Origin of the sequence: Psychrobacter maritimus (assembly GCF_904846345.1) — a bacterium.
Lineage (GTDB): Bacteria > Pseudomonadota > Gammaproteobacteria > Pseudomonadales > Moraxellaceae > Psychrobacter > Psychrobacter maritimus.
On the sequence record NZ_CAJHAJ010000002.1, the window covers coordinates 200,540 to 222,498 of the forward strand.

The 21,959-nt window shown below is 43.4% G+C and carries 19 protein-coding genes; 15 read left to right on the plus strand and 4 right to left on the minus strand.

What is annotated here, in order from left to right; genetic code table 11:
* Nucleotides 1-155: 155 nt before the first annotated feature.
* The gene (locus tag JMX50_RS03690) at nt 156-440 is read right to left on the minus strand and encodes a YciI family protein (protein ID WP_201628480.1); all 285 of its coding nucleotides are present in this window, start codon (nt 438-440) and stop codon (nt 156-158) included.
* A 155-nt stretch (nt 441-595) separates the two neighbouring features.
* The gene (locus tag JMX50_RS03695) at nt 596-1,735 is read right to left on the minus strand and encodes a M14-type cytosolic carboxypeptidase (RefSeq protein WP_201628481.1); all 1,140 of its coding nucleotides are present in this window, start codon (nt 1,733-1,735) and stop codon (nt 596-598) included.
* A 323-nt stretch (nt 1,736-2,058) separates the two neighbouring features.
* On the opposite strand from JMX50_RS03695, the gene otsB reads away from it, so the two are divergent.
* The 6 genes from otsB (at nt 2,059) to JMX50_RS03725 (ending at nt 8,101) form a co-directional block, all read left to right on the plus strand.
* Nucleotides 2,059-2,967, plus strand: a complete 909-nt coding sequence (gene otsB / locus JMX50_RS03700) for a trehalose-phosphatase (RefSeq protein ID WP_201628482.1) — start codon at nt 2,059-2,061, stop codon at nt 2,965-2,967.
* Nucleotides 2,964-4,622, plus strand: coding sequence for an alpha,alpha-trehalose-phosphate synthase (UDP-forming) (locus JMX50_RS03705; RefSeq protein ID WP_201628483.1), 1,659 nt, complete (start codon nt 2,964-2,966; stop codon nt 4,620-4,622). Before otsB ends, JMX50_RS03705 begins: the two co-directional genes overlap by 4 nt.
* A 19-nt stretch (nt 4,623-4,641) precedes the next feature.
* Entirely contained in the window at nt 4,642-5,793 is a 1,152-nt protein-coding gene (locus JMX50_RS03710) for an acyl-CoA dehydrogenase (protein WP_227670895.1), read from the plus strand.
* Nucleotides 5,781-6,602: a PIG-L deacetylase family protein gene (locus JMX50_RS03715; protein WP_201628484.1), complete on the plus strand. Its 822-nt coding sequence runs from the start codon at nt 5,781-5,783 to the stop codon at nt 6,600-6,602. Before JMX50_RS03710 ends, JMX50_RS03715 begins: the two co-directional genes overlap by 13 nt.
* A gap of 82 nt (nt 6,603-6,684) precedes the next feature.
* On the plus strand, nt 6,685-7,359 hold the full coding sequence (locus tag JMX50_RS03720; protein WP_201628692.1) for a class I SAM-dependent DNA methyltransferase: 675 nt from the start codon (nt 6,685-6,687) through the stop codon (nt 7,357-7,359).
* Nucleotides 7,360-7,402: 43 nt separating this feature from the next.
* Nucleotides 7,403-8,101, plus strand: coding sequence for a glycosyltransferase (locus JMX50_RS03725; RefSeq protein WP_201628693.1), 699 nt, complete (start codon nt 7,403-7,405; stop codon nt 8,099-8,101).
* 43 nt (nt 8,102-8,144) lie between these two features.
* Here JMX50_RS03725 and phoR read toward each other — a convergent pair whose 3' ends face one another.
* Together phoR and phoB are read right to left on the minus strand one after the other, a co-directional pair.
* Nucleotides 8,145-9,215, minus strand: coding sequence for a phosphate regulon sensor histidine kinase PhoR (gene phoR, locus JMX50_RS03730; protein ID WP_201628485.1), 1,071 nt, complete (start codon nt 9,213-9,215; stop codon nt 8,145-8,147).
* A 222-nt stretch (nt 9,216-9,437) separates the two neighbouring features.
* A complete protein-coding gene (gene phoB, locus JMX50_RS03735) occupies nt 9,438-10,136 on the minus strand; it encodes a phosphate regulon transcriptional regulator PhoB (protein ID WP_201628486.1) in 699 nt (232 codons plus the stop codon).
* A gap of 513 nt (nt 10,137-10,649) precedes the next feature.
* On the opposite strand from phoB, the gene pstS reads away from it, so the two are divergent.
* The 9 genes from pstS (at nt 10,650) to JMX50_RS03780 (ending at nt 21,912) form a co-directional block, all read left to right on the plus strand.
* A complete protein-coding gene (gene pstS / locus JMX50_RS03740) occupies nt 10,650-11,795 on the plus strand; it encodes a phosphate ABC transporter substrate-binding protein PstS (protein ID WP_201628487.1) in 1,146 nt (381 codons plus the stop codon).
* A gap of 280 nt (nt 11,796-12,075) precedes the next feature.
* Nucleotides 12,076-13,026: a phosphate ABC transporter permease subunit PstC gene (pstC, locus tag JMX50_RS03745; protein ID WP_201628488.1), complete on the plus strand. Its 951-nt coding sequence runs from the start codon at nt 12,076-12,078 to the stop codon at nt 13,024-13,026.
* A gap of 103 nt (nt 13,027-13,129) precedes the next feature.
* Nucleotides 13,130-14,044 carry a phosphate ABC transporter permease PstA gene (gene pstA / locus JMX50_RS03750; RefSeq protein ID WP_201565612.1) on the plus strand — a complete coding sequence of 305 codons (915 nt, stop codon included), beginning with the start codon at nt 13,130-13,132 and terminating at the stop codon, nt 14,042-14,044.
* Nucleotides 14,045-14,110: 66 nt separating this feature from the next.
* Nucleotides 14,111-15,037 carry a phosphate ABC transporter ATP-binding protein PstB gene (gene pstB / locus JMX50_RS03755; protein ID WP_413786811.1) on the plus strand — a complete coding sequence of 309 codons (927 nt, stop codon included), beginning with the start codon at nt 14,111-14,113 and terminating at the stop codon, nt 15,035-15,037.
* A 117-nt stretch (nt 15,038-15,154) separates the two neighbouring features.
* Nucleotides 15,155-15,895: a phosphate signaling complex protein PhoU gene (gene phoU / locus JMX50_RS03760; RefSeq protein ID WP_201628694.1), complete on the plus strand. Its 741-nt coding sequence runs from the start codon at nt 15,155-15,157 to the stop codon at nt 15,893-15,895.
* A gap of 423 nt (nt 15,896-16,318) precedes the next feature.
* On the plus strand, nt 16,319-18,049 hold the full coding sequence (locus JMX50_RS03765; RefSeq protein WP_201628489.1) for a glycosyltransferase family 2 protein: 1,731 nt from the start codon (nt 16,319-16,321) through the stop codon (nt 18,047-18,049).
* Between the two features lie 211 nt (nt 18,050-18,260).
* Nucleotides 18,261-19,619 (plus strand): glycosyltransferase, encoded by a 1,359-nt coding sequence (locus JMX50_RS03770; RefSeq protein WP_201628490.1) that lies wholly within the window; start codon nt 18,261-18,263, stop codon nt 19,617-19,619.
* Nucleotides 19,619-20,833, plus strand: a complete 1,215-nt coding sequence (locus tag JMX50_RS03775; protein ID WP_201628491.1) for a hypothetical protein — start codon at nt 19,619-19,621, stop codon at nt 20,831-20,833. Before JMX50_RS03770 ends, JMX50_RS03775 begins: the two co-directional genes overlap by 1 nt.
* 71 nt (nt 20,834-20,904) lie before the next feature.
* A complete protein-coding gene (locus tag JMX50_RS03780) occupies nt 20,905-21,912 on the plus strand; it encodes a glycosyltransferase family 2 protein (RefSeq protein WP_201628492.1) in 1,008 nt (335 codons plus the stop codon).
* The last annotated feature ends 47 nt before the right edge of the window (nt 21,913-21,959 follow it).

The following is a 21,959-nucleotide window of genomic DNA, read 5'->3' on the forward strand; positions in this document are numbered from 1 at the left end:
AAATCGTGATTGGTACGCTGTAAAGGCATCGAGCTGTCGTTTTTATCCTCTGATTTTATGTCATGTTTTGTCAAGTTCTGACGTGTACGAAAAGTCTATTTTCGAGCACCTATGCCGGTGATTTTTTGCGTAAAAATAACTTAATATAAACTCTGTTAAACGAACTTTTTAATTTCATCCAAATATTTTGTAGGCTCAAATCTCATAAAACTATAATCCGCTATTTCATGCTTATAAAACGGGTCTAGTGCCATGATTTCTTTAACTTCTTGCAGATCGTTAGAGAATACGATAATAACGCCACCGATACGATTGTCTCTACGACCAGATGCTAAAAAAATATTCTTAGCGTAAAATTTTTCTAAGAATACAATGTGCTCATTTAAATACTTTTGGACTTCGGATAGAGGTTTTTTATAAGTTAAAGTAGTCACAATCATCTTTAATAGCATCTTTTTTTATTAAAATTTATAGATAATAGACCTCTTACAAAAGCCCCATTCTATTGATTTCTAATAACAGAGTTTCAAAGACTGGCGACGACTTATGCAAGAAGTCTAATAAAATATATGATTTAAATATGACACATCAATAATTAACGCAAATCATCCGCGACCGCCAGCATGGCAACCAACGAGGCTTCACCTAGCTTAATTGAACGCTCTGGTGACCAGCCTGTGTTTGCATCAGGTACATTATCATTATCTTTAAATGGCATCTCTAAGGTATTGGCCAGACAATCAAACCGTTCCGCTACCCAGTGGGTGGCGATGGTCATATTCGCGGTGCCCGGCGCATCGATGTAATAGCCAAACTCAGACTGAAAATCGGCACTGGCGAGCTTTAATACGTCTGAAAATTTATCACGTAAACGCGCAAGACGGTCGTTATAACTTGGCGTCCCTTGCGAGCCGGCTAAGAACACATAAGGCAGCGCTTCATCACCGTGCACATCATAAAACAAGTCCACACCCGTTGCTTGCATTTTATTAATGACATGGAATACCTCAGGGCTTTTCTCTAAGCTTGGATTTAACCATTCACGGTTTAAATTCGTTCCGACAGCATTAGTACGTAGATGTCCGCGCACACTGCCATCAGGGTTCATATTTGGCACAATATAGAAATTAGCCTTTTCTAATAACAGCTTAGCAGTGGCGTTATCACTATCTAATAAGCTATATAACAACCCCTCTACCAACCACTCCGCCATCGTCTCACCCGGATGCTGACGCGCGGTAATCCAAATATTGCGTTTGCTCTTATCACTACTGCTATCGCCATCAGCAATTTTTACCAAGGTTAAGTCGCGCTTATCAAGGGTTTCACCTAAATGCTCTACACTCACTGATGGGTGCATTTGTACGGCTGCCAATAAGTCTTGATGACGCTCATAACTGTAAGGGGCAAAATACGCAATTTGAATGGTCTCGCACTCAAGCTCTGCCACTATGGTTAATTTGCCGTCTTTATAAGAGGTTGGCAGACGGAACCAGTACTCCCGATCATAGGAAGCAACCGCTTGGTAATTCTCCCAGCCCTCAAGGTATGACGCCTCCCCTGCATTGACAATATTGAGCACATATTGCTCGCCAATCTCACCTGATAGACGAAAGTTAAACCACTGGAAAAACTCTTCACCAACGTCTGGGCGAATCGCTAATTGGATATCTTTTTTATCTTCTAGACTAATAACGTCAATATTACCTGCGTCAAAATTTGCAGTGATATGCATAATCTTTCCTTAATGGTTTTTTGTAAATTTAAAGACTTATGTTAAAAAAACTTATACTAAACTCAATAGGTTGTCCATCATAGTGTAACGGAGTTTATGGCACACTCGTGATCAAGTTTGGTTGCTTATTATAGCGCTTGTTCTTTTATTATTAGCTTGATTCTTGGATTGCGTATAACTAGAAACTAAGAGAACACCGTAAATTCGTACATTCTCGAACATCAAACACATATTAGCTTGTAGTAGACATTTTATTTCAATAATTCGTGCGCCTTAAAGCAAAATCTGCTGCTCTATTACCAAAGATAAATAAAGGAATATATGTGACTTCAGGAAGAAGCGCCAGCGTGCATAGCGCACCTATATACATCTCACCCAAGCACTTTGCCGATTACTTATCGCCTCAGCAAGGCTATTGCCTGTTTTTAGATATAGATGGCACGCTTGCAGATTTTACCTTGAATCCAAAAGACAGCTTCATTCCTACTACCACCCTAACACTTTTAGAAAAAATACAAAGTCATGGCGTCAACATCGCTATTGTCACCGGACGCAGTCTAACTGAAGCGAAGCAAATGCTATCTCCTATAAAGCTGCCCATTGCCGCAACCCATGGATTAGAAATGGCATTTGATGGTATCAGCGCCAGCCTTACGCAGATTAACCTTATTGAACTGAACGCCATTAAGCAGGCTATTCGTCAATCTTGTACGCCTTACGATGATTTGACAATAGAAGATAAACCTTATTCTATTGCCCTACATTATCGGCAAAATCCTGCGTTAGCTGATGTGGCGTACGCCATTATGTCAACCACGTCAAAAAATCATGCTGATTGGTTATTAAAACAGGGCAAATACGTGTGGGAGATAGCGCCCAAAGAGGCCGATAAAGGCACTGCAATTTTAACCTTATTAAAACAAATGCAGACCAATGATACTCTATGCCCTATTTTTATCGGTGATGATATAACCGATGAAGCAGGGTTTGTTGCCGTACAAGGCAGCAAGCGATTCATAGAAAAAATCCATTTAACCAAAGGCATGGGTATCAGGGTAGGTAACGAGTACCAGCAGCCAACGTGCGCCCATTATTATGTTAATAATATTCATGACGTAACAGTTTTACTTGAGCGCTTTTTAACTTTTTGTCAAAAACGCAGCACGCTATTGTCTGACCTAACTAATTCCAATGTTCAGATAGTCAGCAAACATTCGAGGCAACTGATATGAGCCGTTTAATCGTCTTATCTAACCGAGTAAAGATGCCCGATAATAATCCTATGGCAGGCGGGCTGGCAGTAGCGCTGCAAGATATGTTAACGGGCAGTTCAGTCATCTGGATGGGTTGGAATGGTGCCATTATTGATAGCTCTGATGCCGGTGAAATCAATAACTTTAGCAATTATAAACAAGCTGCTATAGCAAGTCCTCGTATGCAAGGAACGCATGCCGAAGTTACTTATATGACCACCGCCCTTACCACCCAACAATATCAGCATTTTTACTGCGGATTTGCCAATAATGTGCTGTGGCCAATGCTGCATGAGCAACCTGAGTTAATTAGCCAAGCACCAGAGGACTATGCAGGCTATCAAGATGTAAATCGCCTGTTTGCTCAACAATTAAAGAGCATTATTCAGCCTGACGATGTGATTTGGGTGCATGACTATCATTTTTTAAGTGTGGCTTATCATTGTAAGAAACTTGGAATAAAAAATCGTATTGGCTTTTTTTTACATATTCCGTTTGCGCCATTAGCCTTTTGGCAACGGCTTGCTCAAAGCTGTGAGCTGATTAAGCATTTGGCACATTATGATGTGCTTGGCACCCAAACTCAGCAAGATAAAGCCCATTGTCTTGCCGTTTTTCAGCATTATTTAAAAGATAGCCTTTTAGAAGATAGCTTTGTCGAAGAGAATTTGGTAGAAGAAAACCCTTTCGAAGATAGTCTGGTAAAAAACAGTCTTTTAGATTTTTTACCCATCAACGTTTTATACTCCAAACAGTCTGTTACTAGAGCGCATACTGCATCTGGTACGCAATTGAAACTTCATTTAGAGTTAAAACCCCAGCATACTTTAATAATTAATGCCTATCCTATCGGCGTCAATGTCACAAAGATTCAGCAGCAGGTTAGCCATTTATTCTCACCTTTATCCTTATCATCTATCAAGCATATTCAGAATAACGATACGGTAAAGCCCATCTCACAGCGTATTATTGCGGTTGATAGGATTGATTATTCCAAAGGTTTATTAGAGCGTTTTTCGGGCTATCGCGACTTTTTACAGCAATATCCAGCCTATCAAAATCGGCTGCAATTATTACAAATTGCCTGCCCTAGCCGTTTAGATTTACCGACTTATCAGCGACTTTATAAAGAAGTTAAACAAGCGGTTTATAACGTTAACCAGCAATTTTTGCCTAATACAGATTCTTGGCAAGCAATTGATTATAGCGAAGAAGTATTAAGCCATGAGACCGTGATGACGGCATTTTGCCAAAGTGATATCGGTTGGGTAAATTCGCTGCAAGACGGTATGAATCTGGTCGCCAAAGAATATATTGCTGCCCAAAATTCTGATAATCCTGGGGTGCTGATGCTATCACGTTATGCAGGAGCAGCCGAGCAAATGCAAGCAGCGGTCATTATCGATCCGCACCAGCCAAAAAGCATCATAGAGGGTTTAAAAGCCGCCTTAATAATGCCACTAGGAGAGCGAAAGTTCCGCTATCAGGCATTATTACAAGGATTGCAGCAAGAGAATTTACATGCTTGGCAGCAAAGCTTTTTAGACGACCTATATTTAGATAACTTATATGATAATAAAGGACATCAAACAGACAGCGATTCCCCAGAAGCCGTCCAAATGTCTGGCTCATAAAAATAACTAGGAGACCCTTATGCTCGCGCTCGAGGCAAAAAACCCTTTATTATCAGACATAAAATCTGCCATAGAAAATATCATATTTACTGGTAATCAAGACAGCAGCAGATGGCTGATAACCGATAAGCTGCGCCATGAGATATTAAAAATCTTAGTGAGCTATAGCGATAAAATTCCTCATCCTGCCAGCGGCACTGGAAGTATCAAAGGAGATAAATACAAAGCTGATAAGGCTCACTTAAACACCTTCTCAAACACATTGATTCGTTGGCAAATTTTAGCTTATGTGGCCAGTGTAGATTTAACGATTGCCAAATGGTTTGAATCGCATTTAGACGCGTTAAGCATTTTATATGAACTGAGCTATGAGCAAGCAACACAAGGATTATGGGCGGTTTGGGCAGCAGAGGGTCATCCTCTGAGCTATCAGCAAGACAAAGTCAGCGGTACAAAAGCATGGTGTTCAGGCGCAAATATTGTTGACCATGGGCTAATGACTTATCGCGATAAGGATGGTCAGGCGCAATTGCTTATGGTGGATATGCATCAAAATGGCATTAAGATTGATAATAGTGCATGGCAAGCAGTCGGCATGCAGGCTACTGATACGGCAACCATACATCTCGATCAGGTAGTAGCCAGTAACGTTGGCGCGGCAAATGCGTATCTAGAACGCGTAGGATTTTGGCATGGTGCGGCTGGCGTTGCTGCTTGCTGGTATGGGGCGGCGACTTGTCTCGCCAGTTATTTAATCAGCGCTTATCAGCAAAAACCAAACGATTATAAAGCCATGTATTTGGGACAAATTGGCACAGCACTGGCTGTCACTCAGCAATACTTTCATCATCTTGCTGAGTTAATAGATAATGAACCAACACAAAGCCATGAGCTTGCCATCCGCCAATTAAGGTCAAACGTTGAACAATTAGCTCGCGAGGTTATAGAGGTCGTCGGGCAAGCATTGGGCGCCGCACCGTTTTGTAATAACCCTCATTTCGCCAGATTATCTGCCGATTTAACCGTATTTATTCGCCAAAGTCATGGCGCTTTTGATTTACAGAAAATCGGTGAGCTGTCTAGTATGTTAGCGAGTGAATCCGCTAGCACACTGACTAACGACGACACCAGTGACTTTATAAATAGGCAGGAAAATATATGGCAACTGTAATTCCTAGTAAGCCAGCACCTATAAAAAACAACCATCCGATTGTTGGTGACCGCGTTATTGAAGGTGATGGCACCAGTTGCGACGCTTGGCAAAATTGGTCAGGGCTGCAAAACATGCCGCGCTTAAATGTAGCGACAAGCTTTCCGGCGCATCAGCGGGTGTGTATTTTTGCGCCACATCCCGATGATGAGGTTTTGGGCTGCGGTGGGTTGCTACAACATTTAGCCAATAATGGTAATCCAATCCTACTGGTCCATGTAACCAATGGCACGCAAAGCCATCCTGACTCGCAGATTTATCCTCCGAAAGCGCTTGATATTATCAGGCCGCAAGAAAGCATTGCAGCGTTAGAGGCATTAGGTATATCTCATCAAGTCAAGGTTATTTCTATGCATCTAACCGATGGCGACGTGTTTGCTGAGCAGGCACAGTTTCACCAAAAATTAGCAGCAATTATTCAACCTGAGGATGTTTTGGTAACGCCCTTTATTCACGACGGGCATCCTGACCACGAGGCAACAGGGCAAGTGGTCGCTGCATTTGCCAAGCAGCACCGTTTAGCCTGTTATCAAGTATTAATTTGGGCGTGGCATTGGGCAACACCTGCTGACAGCCTTATTCCTTGGAGCTGTGCTTTCAAAGTAGATTTAACGCCCGAACAATTAAAGCGTAAATCCCAAGCCATTCATTGCTTTACCAGCCAAATTACCATTGATGAAAGTACAGGCAATCCGCCCATTTTATCGGCTCAAACCATTGCCAGAATTAGCCAACCATGGGAGGTTTATTTATATGAGCCAATACCATAAATCTACGCCGGAAATAGATTTTGCAAAGCCCTCAATGGTTTCTAAAAATAAAACGGCTGACTGCTCCCATACTGATACGCAAATGCAAGCTGCCAACTATGCAGAAACCTATTTTGATGCTTTATATAGCGATAATAATGACCCTTGGCAGTATCAGACCCGCTGGTACGAAAAGCGTAAACGCGATATGTGTCTTGCTGTATTACCAAAAGCACAATATCACAATGCCATTGAATTAGGCTGCGGAAATGGCGTGTTTAGTGCGTTACTTGCGCCTCGCTGCCATGCTTTGTTAAGTATGGACGGTAATAGCCAAGCAGTTCAGCTTGCAAAACAACATTTGGCAGAGTCCGCGCATGTAAATGTCATACAAGGAGTCATTCCTGACGCCTTACCGACTGCTCAGCCAATCTTTGATTTAATTATTATTAGTGAAATTTTATATTATTTATCGCCCAATGATATTGAGACAGTTATTACTTGGATTCAGAAAAACCTTACTGTAGGTGGTACATTACTATGCTGTCATTGGCGTTATGCCATTGATGGCTTTGTGATGACGGGTGAAACCGTACATCAACGTTTATGCCAAGCGTTTAACAAAGTAAGTAATGAGGTAGAACCTAAGCAGGGACAGCACATCGATACTAAAAATTCAGCCTTTACCCATCAAAGTGAAATTAACGATAGCGATTTTTTATTAGACGTTTGGCAGTACTCGCCCAAATCAGTCGCCATGCAAGAGAACTTGGTATAAGAGGATATGACAACGAGTAAACCTAGGCGGATATATGGATGATATGAAAATTGGCATTGTCATTCCTGCTCATAACGAAGCAATGACTATTACTAAATGCTTAGCATCGGTGCAAACTGCCATTGAGCAGCTGCCTTCTACCATTACCGCGACTATGCTTGTCGTGCTCGATAGCTGTCGCGATAATACGCTTACATTGGTTGAAAGTATGCGGGTCAAGAGCGCTGACGTGGATTATCTATGCTGTGGCTATCTATGCTGTGATTACCAATGTGTGGGACAAGTACGGGATTTAGGCATTCGCCATGCTATCGCCTCTGGCGCGACATGGCTTGCCTGTACAGACGCTGATTCAGTCGTCACCTCAGATTGGCTGATACAGCAAATCGCCCATATCAACACTCAGCCTACTGATATGATATGCGGCGTAGTGAGCGTTGATAGTTGGGCGCATTTAACGCCGCAGACGCGCGAGGATTATATGGCTCATTATCAAGATAAAATGGGACATCGTCATATTCATGGGGCAAACTTAAGTTTTAGCGCTGAGGCTTATCTTGCCGTTGGTGGTTTTGCGCCATTACGCTGCCACGAAGATGTCGATTTGGTAAAAAGGTTTGAGAGTAAAGGCTATGCCATCACTTGGAGCAATCGCGTTCGAGTTATTACTAGCAGCCGCTTACAAGCTCGAGCAACAGAAGGTTTTGCCGCGTTTTTAGCCAATTTAGAAACTAATAATTGACAGTAATGTTTAAAAATCCTGCTAACGGCTACGAGTTTAGCAGTTAGCTTATAGGAGCAGAGCGAATATGAGCGGCGGGGAAAACGGCGCTAAATGTCGAGCCTTTGCCTTCTGACGATTCAATTTGCAAAGTCGTGTCATATTGATATAACACATGCTTTACAATCGCCAGCCCCAGCCCCGTACCCCCTGTTGCACGGCTGCGCCCGCTATCCACTCGGTAAAAACGCTCGGTCAACCGTGCGACATGCTCCGGCGCAATCCCAATACCATCATCGGTGACGGCAAACCGACAGCCTTCTGCAGTTTTTGCCCAGCTGATGACGATATTACCTGCTTTTGGCGTGTATTTAATCGCATTAATCACCAAATTGGATAACGCACTGTTCAAATACATCTCCGAGCCATAAAGACCATCATAGGTATCTATCTGTAAATGCAGCGTATGGCCATATTCTTGGTTGTAAGCCTGTGCGTCGTCATAGACATGGGTAAGCAGCTTGGTCATATCAATATAATGCAGCTCATGCGTCTCTTCGATTTCAATCCGAGACAGCAGCAGCAAGTCATTGACCACTCTATTCATGCGCGCGGTCTGCTGCGTCATTAATTCAAAGCCGCGTCGCCATTGCCGCGGCATATCTTCCTGATCTGAAAAATTCTCCAGATAGCCCATCAGTACAGTCAATGGCGTTCGTAACTCATGCGAGACATTTGCCACAAAGTCGCGGCGCATTTGCTCTAGATGTTGTAAGCGGGTCACATCATAAATAATCAGCAGCTTTTCATCGCCAAAAGGCGTGAGCTCACATTTAAGATAACGGTTAGGGTCTTGCCATGACTTCATATGTACACCATCATTGGGTGTCACCATGCTCTGATAGTATTGCCGAAACTCAGGAACGTTAATAAAGTCAAAAATACTTTTGCCATGATCCGCTGACTGCAACAATAACAAATCCTCGGCGGCCTGATTCCACCACTCCAAACCATCATCGTCATTTAGCAAGATAACCGCATCTCGCAATGCGCGTAAGGCACTTCTGATTTTTTTCAGCTGATCGGTGGAGTATTGCTCGATGTCCTGTTGCTCAATGTCCCTTGGCGTTATCATGTATTTCTCTCTTTTTTATTACCAGTATGATGCTTAGCACTTATTCTTAGCACTGACTATTCTTAGCACCAAATATTCTCAGTACTTATGCTTCTTAGTTCTTATTATTCTAAATATTTATGACTCTTAGCACTGAATGTTCTTACCGCTATTTCGCTACCTTATAAACTACCTTGTAAGCTGCCTTGTAAATAATGGGTTATTTTTTCAAAATCGATAGCGTTATTCAACCAGACTCGAAAACCGATAACCTGTACCGCGAACCGTTTGAATCAAGGCACTACAATCATAAGGCTGTAGTAATTTGCGTAAACGCCGGATGTGCACATCAATCGTGCGATCTTCGATATAGACATTGCCGCCCCAGACCTGATCTAACAGCTGGGTGCGCGTATAAGCACGCTCGGGGTGACTCATAAAAAACGCCAGCAAGCGATATTCTGTCGGCCCGATATCAATGACTTTACTATCAGCGGTGATACGCTGGCTTTTGGGATCTAGGCTAAGCTTGCCTATTTCAATTGGCTTATCACTACTAAGGGCACGACTACGACGTAACACGGCTTTGATTCTGGAGATTAATTCACGCGTTGAAAAGGGTTTGGTCATATAGTCATCAGCGCCCGCATCAAGGCCATGAACCTTGCTATCCTCTTCACTTTTGGCCGTCAGCATAATCACCGGTATCTCAGCCAGCATCTCATCGCTTTTAAGCATGCGGCAAAAATCAATACCACTTTTATCACCCGGTAACATCCAATCTAGCAAAATCAACGCGGGTCTATGGTCTACCACTTGTTGATGCGCCTCTGCAACGTCAGCCGCTTGTAAACTCTCAAAGCCCGCCATCTCTAGCGTCATTACCACCATCTCACGAATTGCAGGTTCATCTTCGACAATCAAAATCTGCTCATTGCGCATACCATCGCCTCATTATTGAAAGACAAAAAATTGGAAAAAAAATACTAAGCCCTTATCAACGCCTGCCCATTAAACGGCTTAATTATGACAGTTTGATGACACAGTGACTCGATACGTTAAATGCTGCGCCTTAAACATTGCAGCTCAAACATGACTTTTTAATCACTGCACTTTAAAAATGGCGCTTTAAAAACTTAGCCTTAAAGCCTTACGCCGCAAAAAGAACCAACGGCTCATCATAACGAATTTTGCGCTAGATAGCAGCTGCAATGCGCTTAAACGACTGCTTTATTAGGCTGCGTTTTTAATTGACCAACTTTTTTCATAAAAATGTCTTATTTCATCAAACTGTCATATTTGCTCGGCACAATGTGCTCATTGACCACCGAGCGTCTTTGTAGCAAAACCTTGCTAACCAAACATCGTTAGCAATACATTACTAAAAACCTGGGCAGCGACATTGTTATTCATAAACGCCCCATACTTAAATCTGATTACTTTTTAGGAGAAATAATGCGTTATTCATTAATGGCTTTAGCAGTCGCGAGTACCTTTACCTTAGCTGCTTGTAATCAAACCCCCAATAGTAATGAAAGCAATAAGCCGGCTACTTCGGCGCAATCAACCACCGCCTCTACCGACAGCGCAAGCGTTCAGTCGACAGACGATGTGTCGATGAACATCACCGGCGCGGGCGCTTCTTTCCCGCAGCCTATCTATGCTAAATGGTCAGATGCCTACAATAAAGCAACAGGCGGTCAAGTGAACTATCAGTCGATTGGTTCATCGGGTGGTATCAAACAAATCGTCGCAAAAACCGTTGATTTCGGGGCATCTGATGCCCCAATGACGCCAGCTGAATTAAACGAAGCCGGTCTGATTCAATTCCCGACCGTTATCGGCGGCGTGGTACCTATCGTCAATATCGATGGCGTTGCACCTGGTCAATTAAAGCTCGATGGGAAAATGCTCGCTGACATCTATCTTGGCAAAATCAGCAAATGGAATGACCCTGCCATCGCAGCCATGAACCCTGATTTAACCCTTCCTGACGCCGCCATTACCACAGTGTTCCGCTCAGACGGTTCGGGTACGACTTTTAACTTTACCGATTATTTAGCCAAAGTGTCAAACGACTGGAAAGACAGCGTTGGCGTCGATAAAACCGTGAAATGGCCAACCTCGGCAACCGGTGCGGGCGGTAAAGGTAACGAAGGCGTTTCAAGCTATGTGACGCGTATGAAAAACTCTATCGGCTACGTTGAATATGCCTATGCTAAGCAAAATGGCATGTCACACGTTGCCCTGAAAAATGCGGCCGGCAACGTCGTGCAACCGTCTGCGGAAACATTCGCCGCCGCTGGGGACATTGATTGGTCAAAGCAAGAAGGCTTTTATAAAGTCATCACCAACTCTGAGACCGACCAAGCATGGCCTATCGCTGCTGCGACCTTTATTTTAGTCCACAAACAGCCGCAAGATGCTAAGCAAGTGGCAGGCGTCCTTAACTTCTTCGACTGGGCTTATGCTCAGGGCGATGATGACGCGATGAGCCTCGATTACGTGCCTTTTTCTGATACGGCTGTGGCTTTATTTAAAGCAAAATGGAACGAGGTGGTAGACAGCGAAGGTAAGCCTGTCTATACCTCAGCACAGTAGCTCGAAACTTATTAATTCAAGGTTTATTAATTCGAGAAGAAGCCAGTCGAGAATAAGCTAACTAATGCCATCAAGCAAATACTGAAAAGCGTGTTTGCTTGGTGACGTCTTAGCCGTAATGAGCTTAATGGCTGCTTGTTAGATGACACAGTTTATTACGGTAAGACGCTAAAGCTAAAACCCCTAAGGTTTTTTACAATCAAGCTTTCACACTAGCAAGCGTTAACACCATTCATCATTAACATAATGAAAAGTAGAGCGATAAACAACAGAGGCTTTTATGGCAGACCTAAAATCCCAACTGGCAAAACAAAAACGCTTTGACGCGGTTTTTGTTAATGCCACCAAAGCATTTGCAATCTTGGTGCTCTTGTCGCTTGGTGGCATCATGCTGTCATTGATTGTCGGCGCATGGCCAAGTATCACTGAGTTTGGCTTGGGGTTTTATACCAGCAATAACTGGGATACGGTAAACGATCAATACGGTGCACTTGCCCCCATTTACGGAACGGTGGTCACCTCGCTCATCGCTATCTGTATTGCCGTACCAGTCAGCTTTGGGATTGCTATCTTTTTAACGGAACTTTGCCCCAATTTTTTGAAAAAGCCATTGGGTATTGCTATCGAGCTGCTGGCAGGTATCCCTTCTATCATCTACGGCATGTGGGGCTTGTTTGTCTTTGCGCCGTTTTTTGGTGACCACATTCAGCCTTGGTTTATTGAAAATATTGGCCCCCTACCTATTATTGGCAAGGTTTTTACCGGTGCGCCGATGGGATTGGGAATGTTTACCGCCGCGTTAATACTGGCAATTATGATTATTCCTTTTATCGCCGCTACTATGCGCGATGTTTTCTCTGTGGTGCCAGACCTGCTAAAAGAATCGGCATACGGCATGGGCGCCACCACGTGGGAGGTGATGTTCAAAATTATCTTGCCATATACCAAAGCAGGTGTGGTTGGTGGCGTGATTTTGGGACTTGGTCGGGCGCTTGGCGAGACGATGGCCGTTACCTTTTTAATTGGTAATGCTTTCAATATCAGCCCAAGCCTATTTACCTCTGGGGTGACTATTACCTCAGCGCTGGCCAACGAGTTTGCCGAAGCGTCAAGTGAGCTGCACTTAGCGTCATTATTACATTTAGGCTTAATATTGTTTGTAATTACCTTTATCGTTTTATCAATATCTAAGCTGATGCTCATGCGTATTGACCAAAAAGCAGGTAATTAAACACCCTATTTTAAATAGCCAACAAAGCAAATAAAAACAAGCCTAAACAAACTGAAACATGCCATTTGCAGCCATTATTTGACCTAAGAAGGACAAACACTTCATGACTTTAGCACCAGTCACTACTCAAACGACCCAGCCAAGCCAGCCTTCTGTACGCTTTGAAGACCGCTACAACAAGCGTCTTTATAACAAGCGCCGTTTTATCAATAGATTGGGACTTGGGTTTGCCTTATCAGCGATTGTATTTGGTTTGTTTTGGCTGATTTGGATTTTGATTACGCTGTTTGTTGAAGGCTTTCAAGGTTTAATTGAGATGCCTGTCTTTATGGCAGATACCCCGCCACCGATGGGTGAAGGCGGTCTACGTAATGCCATTGTTGGCTCAGTGATGTTGGCTTTTTCGGGCTTGGCGATTGGTGCGCCAATAGGCATGATGGCTGGCATTTATTTAGCGGAATTTTCACATGGCAGTATGCTGGGTAAAGTCACCCGATTTTTAAACGATATTTTATTGTCGGCCCCATCTATCGTGATTGGTCTGTTTATTTATGCCTTGATGGTCAAAGGACAGAGCTTTTCGGGTTGGGCTGGTGCTTTGGCATTGGCGCTGATTGTGATTCCTATTGTCGTGCGTACGACGGAAAATATGCTAAACCTAGTGCCTAATACCCTGCGCGAAGCTGCTTACGCACTCGGCACACCAAAATGGAAGCTGGTCAGTACTGTGACACTGAAAGCTGCCAAAGCCGGTCTGACTACCGGTGTGCTACTGGCTTTTGCGCGTATTACCGGTGAGACCGCGCCCTTGCTATTTACCGCGCTAAACAACCAATACTTTAGTACCGATATGAGCCAACCGATGGCCAACTTACCCAATACGATTTATCAGTTTGCCATGAGCCCTTATGACAACTGGCATGCACTGGCTTGGGCGGCGGCGCTGCTCATTACTGCGACAGTATTATTCTTAAATATCGCCGCCCGCTTTATCGGTGGCAAAGACTATAGCAGATAATTTAAGGCTAACAAACGCACAGTTAAGAGCAAAAAAACACCCCCATTTAACAAAACTTTAAAACAGATGGATACCATTATGACTGATGTATTAGAGAGAAAAGCGACTAAGCCGATGACAGATACCAGCAGCAAACGCCGTTTACTAGATGACGCTATGTTTAACCATGGTCAGCATAAACAGCCAGATATCGCCCATCTTATCAAGCAAACCATGGCGGACATGCCCGACAATATGCCGCCTGCCAAGATTACCATTCGCGATTTGGACTTTTATTATGGTGATTTTCAAGCGTTAAAAAACATCAATATCGATATCCCAGAAAAAAAGGTCACCGCTTTTATTGGTCCCTCAGGCTGCGGTAAATCAACGCTGCTACGTACCTTTAACCGTATGTATGACTTGTATCCAAGCATGCATGCTGAAGGTCAAATTACCCTTGATGGCCAAAATATTTTGGCCAAAGACATGGATGTTAACTTACTGCGTGCGCGTGTCGGTATGGTCTTTCAAAAGCCCACGCCCTTCCCGATGTCCATTTATGACAACGTCGCATTTGGCGTCCGTCTCTATGAAAAGCTGAGCAAAGCAGAGATGGATGAGCGTGTCGAGTGGGCACTCAAAAAAGCAGCGTTATGGCTGGAAGTCAAAGATAAACTCAAAGCCTCAGGATTGTCACTATCAGGCGGTCAACAGCAGCGACTTTGTATTGCCCGCGGAGTAGCAACGAAGCCTGAAGTCTTGCTATTAGATGAGCCAACGTCAGCGCTCGACCCCATCTCTACTGGCGCGATTGAAGATTTGATTACCGATTTAAAAAACGACTATACCATTGCTATCGTCACCCACAATATGCAGCAGGCCGCGCGCGTCTCTGACTACACCGCTTATATGTATTTGGGAGACATGGTAGAAATGGGTGAAACAGATCAAATATTCACCAACCCAGCACAAAAAGCGACTGAAGATTATATTACCGGTCGTTATGGCTAAGTCGCTGTTCGCTTAAAGCTATCATTTCTAGCAGTCATTTATCACGCTACTCATTTTGGCAATATTTTTATGAGCAACACCAATACGATTAAGACTGATTCGATTAAGGAGGTAAGCATGGCGATAACGGCAAAGCATTTATCAAAGAGTTTTGATAATGACTTACATGACGTGATTGAGCTGTTTATGCAAATGGGTCATATGGCAGCAGAGCAAGTCATGGTTGCGACACGCGCCTTGATAGCCGCAGATGAGGCGACCGCAAAAAAAGTGATTGAAGATGATTATCTGATCAATCAGTTAGAGATTAAAATCGATGAGCAAATTATTTTGTTAGTCGCCAAGCGCCAGCCAGCCGCCAATGATTTGCGTTTAGTAATGGCGCTGAGCAAAGGCATTGTCGACTTTGAACGTGTCGGCGACGAAGCAGAAAAAATCGCCCGTATGGCCTGCCAGTTGATTGAAGATGGCGCGTCACCAAGAGGTTATTCAGAGGTTCAGCATTTATCCAATCAGGTACGCTTGATGCTGCTCGATGCGATTGACGCCTTCTCAAATATGAATCCGCAGCAGGCATTTTCAGTATTGCAAAGCGATACCGCGGTCAATGAAGAGTACCAATCGGCCACGCGCGCCTTGATGACCTATATTATGGAGGACAGCCGGCATGTGTCTAAGGTGATTAATATACTATGGGTATTGCGCGCCCTAGAACGGGTGGGCGATCATGCTCGCAACATTGCTGAGCTGGTTATTTTTTGCACCAGCGGTAAAGATGTGCGGCATACGGACTTTATGCAAGTCGAACAAATCGTTCAGCAAACGACTGATGCTGGCATGAGTAATCAGAGTAAATAGCCCATCTTGACGAGCGTGTTGAGCATTTTGGATATATATCCATCATGCTCAACACGCTCTTTGCATTTTTAAGTTCAGCATTTAACTTCTGAGCACTTTTCCATCAACTCTATTCAAATCCTCGCCTTTTTTAAAGTCTTCACGCTATTCATATAAACCGTATTTTTTCTACCTATATATAAATAAGCACTTGAATTGCTTGTATTTTTACAATATTTACCTAGCCTTACATTATTAAGTATTCTTAAACACTTAACCATCAAGTTCTTACTATGCTCTGAGTTATGATTATTCAAATAATAAATATGCACCCGTTCATTAGCGTCTAATTATATTTTTATAACGCTACTATTTCTAATGGAATAAAACGGTTTTTGTCATTATTTAACTAATAGCGTGAATAATAATAACTAAGGACAAATCATGATGGTCAATAATGGAGTGGCTTATAAAACGATACTAGACGCTATTATGGCTTCCCCTAAAAAGCCGTATCCGGAAAACGATTCTTTACGTGAAAGGCTTTCATATAAAGCTGCCCCTGCCCTTCCTAATGCTACTTTAAGTTTTCAGTTAATGACCCGGTCTGAACCACCAGAGCTGGTGATGGCGACCATACAATCTTTGCTGGCTGTAAAACAGGCGACTGATGAGATACTTATTATTGATAACAATAATACAGATACGTCAATGTATCAGCCTGTGGCAGCTTTCTGCGCCAGTCTAGATCCAGCACTCAATGTGCGTTTTTATCATATCGACGCGGTAGCAGGTTTTAAGGCAGGCGCGTTAAATTTGGCGTTGGGTCTTATGAATCCAGACTGCTCTCACCTTGTGGTGGTCGACAGTGATTACCAAGCCTTGGCCCACGCTAGAGACTCGATTGCCAATGCTATTAAGCAATATCCAAACCATACGCTTTTACAGTTCCCCCAGTTTTACCGCAGTGCTGGGCAATTGGACACGCACAGTGAGCTTAACCATTATTTTAATCATCATTTATACCGTCCCTTTAATCGTAAGCGTGCACTATCAACAGGCACTTATGCGGTGATACGTCGCTCCGATCTTTTGAGCTTAGGCGGTTGGTCAGGTGCCTCGATTACCGAAGATGCACAAATGGGTGTATTGATGCATAAAAGAGGGTTTCGCAGTCAGTTCATACCAGAAGTCATTGCGACTGGCCTATTACCTACCTCGTTAAATGATCTGATGTGTCAACGTCGGCGCTGGATCTATGGCAATATGCAGGTGTTAAGCAACTATTTTTCGATAGCATGGCCAACCAACCCCCAAGAGACCGTAAACACTCAATCATTAAGCACGCGACAAACGGTTGAACACATAAACCGCCCAGTTATTTCTTTTGACTCATCCGCTATCAGTAGCCAATACCTAAAAAATATGGGTGAACGTTTAGGATATGCGCGTGCGCATTTATCTCAGCTAAGCGCTTGGATAAACTTCACCGGTTTATTTATTTTTTTGCAGATAGCGACCTTATTTATCCTTGGCTATGCACTTCTAAAAGCTCAACTTTCGGACGCCACGCCTGATATATCCCTACTCACGCCCTTGTACTTAGTCTATGCCAGCTATGGCGTTTTTATCATAAGGCGATTATGGGCATATTTACAGGATAAAGCGCCGCTGAATAAACAGCTCAGTCAAAACCATGAGTCTAGTATCAAAATGCGTGTCAGGGCATGGTTCATGCATTTAAATTTTTGGGAGCTTGGAGCACTATCGTGGTTGCCCGTGTTATGGGGTAGCGAAAAACCCTTTGTCTGCACGCCAAAGCAAGAATACATTCGTACTCAAAGCTCATTACGTCGTGCAAATGTGGTGGCGTTACCCAAGCTTATTTTGCTACTCAACATCATCACTGCCGTTATAGTGGCACCGTTTTCGCCGCTTTATTCTCCGCTATTATTTATCTGTGCTTTGATAATTTGTACGTTAAAAATTGGCGCAGCAAAAGTGGCATTTGATAACTTTACGGTTCCTAAGAAAAATCCGTCTAGTATTAGCATTAAATCTAAACCTGCGGTTGCCTTGGCTATTAATCAGCCTCGTAAACAAACCAAAAGTCTAAAGCCATTACAACCTGAAATCCATACGGTATTTGAAGATAAAAAAATTATTAATTCTTAATGATTGGCTTTAGGCATTTATTTTCAGCTTATTAATTCAAAATTTAGCGTATTAATTTAATAGTGCTTAAAAACGCCTGCAGCAGTTTATTGATAGCGAATCAACGTTTTAGAGCGTTTTAGAGCGTTTTAGAGCGTTTTAAGCATTTGTTTTATTAAGACTCCCTTTTTTACTTATTTACAATAATCGTTCGTTTTACTTTGAGGTGCTTATGCCCGCTGCTGATCCTATTAATTTTATAGATTCTATTGATAATGATGCTGAACGCCCTGCCCTGTTAGCTGATAAACCTTTACGTATTGCGATGATTGCTCATTGTTTATACCCTATTGCTCAACCCTTTGCTGGCGGGCTTGAGATGATTACTCAGCTTATATGTGATGAGCTTGTCTCCCAAGGCCATGAGGTTTTACTTTATGCGCATCAAGACAGTCAAACGCAGGCTCGCCTCGTCCCAATGCTAACCCGAGAAAAATTTGATAACACCGTCTATCCGAATGAGCATGAGACTTTAGGAATGAGCCGCGAGGAGATGTATCAGTATTTGGTCTATCAAGATGTCCTACGCGATATTATTGAACGCAATGAACGTGGTGAGATTGACATCGTGCATAATCACAGCCTGCATCATATACCGATGATGACCGGTCAAGCGTTTGGCGCGCGGTTTTTTACGACCTTTCATACGCCTATTTTCCCGCAATTGCGTTTGGCGCTATTGACCTTGCGCCACGGTACAACCACCCAGTTTACCGCTATCAGCAAACACCAACAGCAGCTTTTTTCAGAGTTTGTGCCCTCAACGGTGGTTTATAACGGCATTGATGTAAAATCCTTTGACGCCAATATTGAATCTATGGATGATTTTACCCGTGAAAATGATGAAATTTATTTTTGGTTTGGACGTATTTGCCCCGAAAAAGGCACACATTTGGCCATGCAATACTGTATGGAAGCTGGGAAAAAACTCATTATTGCTGGTCCCAAAAGCAACGAAGCGTATTTTGATGAACAAGTCGCACCACTATTGGCTCAGGATGGTGAAAATGGCGCGCAAAGACTGTTTAATTATGTCGGTCATGTCACCAAAGACGAGGTAAATCGCTACCTTTGTCAAGCGACTGCCATGCTATTTACCAGCACATGGGATGAGCCTTACGGTTTGACACTGGCTGAGAGCCTAGCCTGCGGTACACCAGTGATTGGCTTTGATGTCGGTGCTAGCGCTGAGATTGTTACACCAAATACTGGCGTTATCGTCGCTAAGGAAGATAAAGACGCTTTTATCAAAGGCTTTACTAAGATTAAAAGCATCTCACGTCAAGCCTGCCGAGAACGCGCCTTACAGTTTTGTTCCGTAGCAGCCATGGTAGAAGGCTATTTAGCCTTGTATAGAGCGGCAGTAGTAGAAAGCGAGCAGCAGAAAATTCAGCAGAAAAAAGACCTTGAAACTCCAACAGATGCAAATCTAAAACTGAATTCATTTAACCATAAAAAGGGCAAAGACAATAAAGCAGAGCCGATAATCGGTTCAAGCAGCTGCTTAAATAACATGATGGAGCGAGGATAATGCGGCTTGGTTATTATGCCCATCATCACGGCTCAGGGCATTGCCGCCAAATCGATAAGCTTGCTGCCCTATTACCCGCTGAAGCAAGACAGCAATTAACGGTATTTACTAGCGTAACATCTGATACTTATACGTTTGCGGCTATAGATGAGGCGCAAATTGTACGACTGCCAGCAGAGGATGAGCGTGCAGATGATGTACTCGCTGGGCGCGCAGGACAATATTGGCAACCAGCCAGCCTACATTATTCGCCCGTGGGTAATAGCGATATTCAGCAGCGCAGCCATAAAATAATGGATACCATCCATCAGCGGCACATTGATTTGATGATTGTTGATGTCAGCGTTGAAGTCGCAATGCTATGCCGCGCCGCCAGTGTTCCTTACCTTTATATCAGACTGCCTGGTATTCGCGATGATGAGCCGCATCTAAACGCTTTCGCTGGTGCGCTTGCTTTACTTGCCCCTTATCCTCGCACATTAGAATCTGCGATGACACCTGATTGGCTGGCTAAAAAAACCCTCTATCTTGATTTTATCAACACTGAGCAAAGGAATGCGCAAAATTACCAAGATTTTATAAAAGCCTTAATGCAGCTTACTACTGATGAAGAAGCGCTCTCTTCAATGCTAGAGGGTAAAAATACGCCAACTATCGTTACCGTCATTAAAGGCTACGGCGGACATCAAGCTATTGATGCAAAACTGCCCGAGCTGCGGCAGCTTTTACCACATGCTTTTATTATATCGCTTGGTCCTATCGACGATGATAAACGGCATTATGTTGACATCGCAGCCGACGTAAATGATGTAACGCCATTTATCGAACATAGCAATTATCTACTGATGGCTTGCGGTCTAAATGCCGTCGCCCAAGCCTATGATTATGCCACGGCGCTGGTCGTCCTACCTGACGACCGCCCACACCAAGAGCAAGAGGTAATGGCAGAGGCGTTGATAGCCCAAGGACGGGCATTAAGTTGGCAGCAATTTAAAGCGTTAATAAATGCAAGCGGCACACATAAGCTAAGTGGAGAAACGGCTAACCAATCCACTCAAACCCATTCCTTATCAAAGCCTGTTAGTGCAACGCTTAAGCAAAAATCTATACCTACAGCCCAAGCGTTTATGCAGAGTACGGCCGAGTATCGAACGACTAAAGCTTGGTTTGAACAATGGTTGCTGCCGCAGCTTACATTAAAGCCTGAACGTTAAATGCAATAGTTATCAATAACGTCGTAGTAAAAACATAAAAGCCAAATTAATACGAGAGGCGCTGACAAACAATGACCGTAAAACCCACCACCAATCCTAATGCGGTTTCTGAGCATGTGCCGGTAACGGTGATTACGACTTGTTATGGACGCAATCGTCACCTGTATAATCTGCTCAGTAGCCTTGCGAATGGCAGCGTTAAGCCCGACGAAGTCATTATTGTCAATGATGATGCTGACCCCAAACATCTGGCTGATTTTGCTTTAAACATTGTCAAGATTCCCACAACTGTAGATTTAGTGGACAGCGCAGACCATCAAACGTTAGAAAAATCGGACAAAACCGAATTTGATATCGGTCATAATCGCAATATTGGCGCCGCGCGTGCTACTCATGAGACGCTGATATTTCTGGACGTTGATTGCATCGTAGCGCCGAGCTTTATTGAACAACTAAGCGCAAAGTTAAACCAGTATCCAAACGCCCTACTTATGGGACAACCGCGCTATCTGACGCGACCTTTATCAAACGAGGAAAGCTTAGAGTTGCAAAAGGGCGCGCTGACTAATGATTACTTGAATCGTTTGTCTGTTTATAATCCTTATCGTGATAACTTCGATGCGAAACAATCGATTTCTACTGAGTCAGCACCGACAGCTATTAAAAAAACAAATGACTACGGCGCTTTTTGGAGTTTATGCTTTGCGATTAAACGTGAACAGTTTGAGCAAATAGGTGGTTTTGATACGCAGTACACCGGTTATGGCGCAGAAGATACCGACTTTGCGTTTACTGCCCGTCAGTTAGATATCGATTTTTATCTGACCGCCGACCTTATTTATCATCAGCAGCACGCTGTCTATCGCCCGCCTCTCAATCATTTAGAAAGTATTATCATCAATGCCAATCGTTTTTATCAAAAATGGCAATGCTGGCCTATGGGCGGCTGGCTTGAGCAGTTCTCTGAAATGGGCTTAATTGATTGGACGAACGAGCAATCAAATTCAATTACGCTGTTACGACAACCTAGCAGTAAAGAGATAGAGCTGGCTTATTGTGCCGATGCCGCCTACGTTTAGAGGGCATTTGTTACAACAGCAAATGCTCGAACAGATATATCCATACT